Raw genomic sequence first — 4,319 nt, 5'->3', positions numbered from 1 at the left:
CCTGCCATCAGGCGCGCAAAATATCGCCGGGCCATGCGGCGGTCGGATGAAGCGGGGCTTTCTGTTCTCTGTCAAACGTAACCAATCGCAAATGACATGAAGGGGTCGCAATCCGCGGCCCTCGCGTGCGCCGGCCCGTGCGACGGGATTTTTTTCGACTTGGCCCGCGACTATTGGCGTGTGATAAAGGGTTTTCCCTGACCCGGAGCACGACTATGTCAACCCTGGAAGCTCTCCGGTTCGTGCTGGACGATGCACGTACCCCCGAAATCATTCGCCATCACGTCGTCGACGCGCTGCAGTACGCGTTGCGCAATTACGGACAGGTGTTTACCGCGAAAGAAGTCGAATGGCTGACGCAGTGGGACGACGCGCGTCTGCCGCTGGCCGCGAGGAAGGAGCTGGACAAGCGCGAACCGGCGATCGCCGGACGCTGAAAAAAAGCCGCCACGCCCGACGGGTGCGGGCACGGCGGCGGATGAGGGATGACGGGCGGCGGTAACGCTTACTGCAGCCCGAAGTCGACGCGGGTCGTCGCGCCCTTGTCCGAGATGCCCTTCGCGTCGAGCTTCGGCGCGACGACGAACATGCGGCTCGAATCGATCTTGCCGTCGAGATACTGGCGCACGGCCTGCGCGCGCTGCTGCGCGAGCGCACGCAGCGCGTTGTCGTCGGCCGGCGCGTGATCGGCGAGCGCCTGCTTCATGTCCGCATCGGGCAGCGTCTTCTGCAGGCCCACCAAGTTGCGCGGCTTCTTGAAGTCGGCGGCCTTGTAAGCGCGCGTCAGGTACTTCGAGTATTCGGCCTTGTCGACCTTCACCGACATCGGATCGATGCTCTCGCCCTGGCCGACCACGTCCTTCAGCTTCTGCTGGCGCACCAGCCGCTCGACGTACGCGTCGCGCAGGCCCGGCGTGTCCTGCGCCGGATCGACGCGGCCGATCAGGTCGAGGCGGATCGACGGCTTCTCGGTTAGCATCTTCACCACGGTGTCGAGCTTCTTCTGCTGCGCGTCGGTCAACGCGTACGAGCCCGGCGCGAACTCGACGTAGCCGAGATCCTCGCCGCCGCTGCCGCCGAACGCATTCGCGAGCAGCGTGAACGGCGACGTGACGGCCTTCGCGATCAGGTTCAGCACCGCGTGCCAGATCAGCCCGCCGACGCTGAACTCCGGATTCGACAGCGAGCCCGACACCGGCAGATTCACGTCGATCTGGCCGCGCGTGTTCTTCAAGAGCGAGATCGCGAGCTTCACCGGCAGCTTCGTCGCGGTGTCGTTCTCGACGCGATCGCCGAACGTCAGCTGGTCGATGAAGATGTGGTTGTTCGCCGACAACTGGTCGTTCGCGAGCTGGTAGTGCAGGTCGACGTTGAGCTTGCCCTTCGTGATCGGATAGCCCGCGTACTTCGCCGAATACGGCGTCAGGTTGGTCAGTTCGATGTCGTGCGCGGTGGCCGTGAGGTCGAGCGCCGGCTTCTCGATCAGCGGGTTCACCGAGCCCTTGATCGAAATCGGCCCGTTGCCCGCGAGGTTCGCGGCGACGTCGACCGGCGCGGACGTCGTCGAATCCGTGCCGAACGCGCCGACCGTGCCCTTGATCGCGACGAGGTTCGCCGTGTAGTTCGGCTTGATGAAGTTGTCCGTGTACGTGACGCGGCCGTTCTGCAGCAGCAGTTCGCCGAAGTGCATCCGCACCGGGTTCTGCGGCTGCGGCGCGGCCTTCACGACCACCGTCGCCGACGCGGCGGCCGGCACGGACGCCTGCTGCGCGGCCGCGGCCGAGGCGGCCTGCGCGGCGGCCGGCGGCGTCACGCCCGGCGACAGCGGCACCGGCTCGCCCTTGCTCGCGTCGCGCGTGAGCGACTGCGCGGGGCCCGTCTCCTTCGCGACCACGTCCTTCAGGTTCAGCCGGCCCTGCGCGTCGAGCAGCACGCGGCCGTAGAAGTTCGAGAACGTCACGCGCGCGGCGTCGACGTCGGTGCCCTTCTCGTCGTAGTTCGCCTTCAGGTTCGACAGCGCGAGCGAGCGCCAGCCGGCGAACGGGTCGGAAGTCGCCTTGTCGAGCATCCGCACGTCGACCAGCGCGAGGTCGCCGCGATAGGTCGCGCGCGGCGTGTCCTTCACCTGCGCGAACGTCAGGTTGCCCTGCGCGTTGAGCAGCGCGCTCGCGATCGTCGCGTTCAGCGCGCTGCCGAAGTATGGCTCGAACGCGGCCGCATCGAGGCGGTTGCCGTTGATCTTCAGGCCGAGCTTCAGCGGCTGCGCGGTCACGTCGCCCGACACGTTCAGCGAGCCCTTGCGGTTCAGCGTCGCCTTCAGCTGCACGGGCAGCGGCTTCGTCAGGTCGTCGCTCACCTTCTGCACCGACAGCTCCAGCGGCTTGATCGCCAGCTTCACCGGGCGCGGCGTCGACAGGTCGGTGAAGTTCGCGGACGCCTCCTTCACGTTCAGCGCCTCGATCCGGTAGTGCCACGACGGCGCGGCGGCCTGGGCCTTGCGCGCGACCGTGCGCGGCGGCACCGCGGCTTGCGCGGGTTCGGCCAGCGCCGCGAGGTCGATCTTGCCGTCCTTCAGGCGCTTCACGTCGAGCGCGAGCCCGCTCGTGTCGACGCTCGCGATCTCGGCGGTGCGCGCGGCGACGTCGATCTTCGCGATCTTCGCGCTCGCGTCGGGCAGCACGATCGCGGGCGCCTTGTTGTCCGGCGCGGCGATCTTCAGCGACTTGAGGCTGACCGTGCTGTCGGCGACTTCCGCGGCGAGCGGCGTCTTGCCCCAGTCGGTCTTCGCGTTGACGGTCGCGCCGAGCGTTCCGTCGAGCACGCGCGCGCGCGTCGCCTCGCCGAGATACGGCTGCAGCGCCGGCAGCGCGAGCGCGGCGACCGTCAGCTTCGTGTCGGCCTGCTTCGCGGCGAGGTTGAACGCGCCTTCGGCCTTCACGTCGCCGCCGCGCGACAGCGACGTCGACAGCGTGTACTTGGCGGGCGTCTTGCCCTGCAGCGAGAAGCCGTCGAGCGTCGCGGCGAGCTTCGTCAGCGACAGCGCGGTCGGCGTCGCCGGCACGCGGTCGTCGACGTTGATCGTGCCCCCGTCGATCGCGACATGGCGAATCGTCAGGTCGAGCGGCGGCGCGGCCTTCGCGGCGGCGCTTCCTTCGGCCTTCGCGCCGCTGGCGGCGGCGACGGTGGCGCCAGACGCGGCCGACGCACCGGAAACGGCGACGGCCGACGCGCCCGGCTTGCCGGCTGCGGCCTTCGGCGCGGCGGCCGGTTGCGCGACCAGCTTCTCGACGTTCAGCACGCCCTGCTTGTCGCGCGACAGATCGACCACCGGCTGGTCGAGCCGGATCTCGTCGAAGTGCATCGCGTTGCGCAGCGGTTCCAGCCCGGCCGCCGCGATGTGCACGCCGCGCGCGGCGAACAGCGGCGCCGACGCGCGGTCGGTCACCTTCGCGTCGCTCAGGTCGACGGTGCCCGACACGCGCAGCGCGGGCGTCTCGCCGCTCATCACGAAATTGACCGTGAGGTTGCTGCTGAGCAGGCCGCTCGTCACGGCCACCGGCAGCTTCGCCGGCACGTACGAGATCAGCTTCGGCACGTCGAGGCGGTCGAACTTCAGCGCGATCTCCGATTCGCGCGACTGCGCGAACGGCTTGGTCTTGCCGTCGATCGAGATCGGGCTGCCGTCGAAGCGCGCGCGCAGCTTCGGCTCGACGAAGATGTCGGTCTTCGAGGCCAGCGTCGCGATGTACGGAATGCCGAGCGTCCAGTTGTCGACCACGTGCTTTTCGTTCAGCAGGCGATCGTCGAAATCGATCCGGCCGTCGTTGACCTGGATGTTCGACACCGAGAATTGCGTCGGCTTGCTGTCGGGCTTCGGCGTCGGCGACGAGAACTTCTCGATCAGGTCGGTGAAGTTGAAGCGCTGCGCGTCGTAGCGAACGACGTGAAAGCGCGGCGAATCGAGCCGGACCTCGTTGACGATCGGCGCGCCGCGGAACAGCGACGACCACGACGGCCTCACGACGAGCTTGCCGATGTCGATGAAGTCGCCCTGGCCGCCGCGCTCGCCGAGGCGGATGCCGTCGGCTTCGAGGTTCAGCGTGTACGGGTTCAGTGCGATGCGCTGAATCGTGGCCGGCCGGTCGAGCTGCTTGCTCAACTGCTGTTCGGCGACATGGCGGATCAGCGGCGGCGCCGCGAAGAAGCCGAGCAGTCCGAACAAAACGAGGAAGATCAGCACGCCGATGCCGATACGCCGGGTCCGGCGCGAGCGTGCAACGCCACCGAGGGCATGGAGGGTCGAGGGTACGGTTTCTTTG

General features: G+C 68.0%; 2 protein-coding genes. One reads left to right on the top strand and one right to left on the bottom strand.

What is annotated here, in order from left to right; translation table 11 throughout:
• Window positions 1-215: 215 nt before the first annotated feature.
• Window positions 216-437, top strand: coding sequence for a hypothetical protein (locus JMF90_RS26325; RefSeq protein ID WP_011548933.1), 222 nt, complete (start codon window positions 216-218; stop codon window positions 435-437).
• A 68-nt stretch (window positions 438-505) separates the two neighbouring features.
• Here JMF90_RS26325 and JMF90_RS26320 read toward each other — a convergent pair.
• On the bottom strand, window positions 506-4,319 hold a 3,814-nt coding region (locus tag JMF90_RS26320; protein ID WP_201325617.1), incomplete at its 5' end, for a DUF748 domain-containing protein.

The sequence above is a fragment of the Burkholderia sp. E168m23 genome, assembly GCF_016586125.1.
In the GTDB taxonomy this organism is placed as follows: Bacteria; Pseudomonadota; Gammaproteobacteria; order Burkholderiales; family Burkholderiaceae; genus Burkholderia; species Burkholderia orbicola.
Note: the sequence above shows the minus strand (reverse complement) of the source record. Positions and strands in the feature narration are given on the sequence as shown.

Coding starts and splice junctions, on each gene's coding strand:
- JMF90_RS26325 (WP_011548933.1), top strand. CDS start 216: ATGTCAACCCTGGAAGCTCTCCGGTTCGTGCTGGACGATGCACGTACC.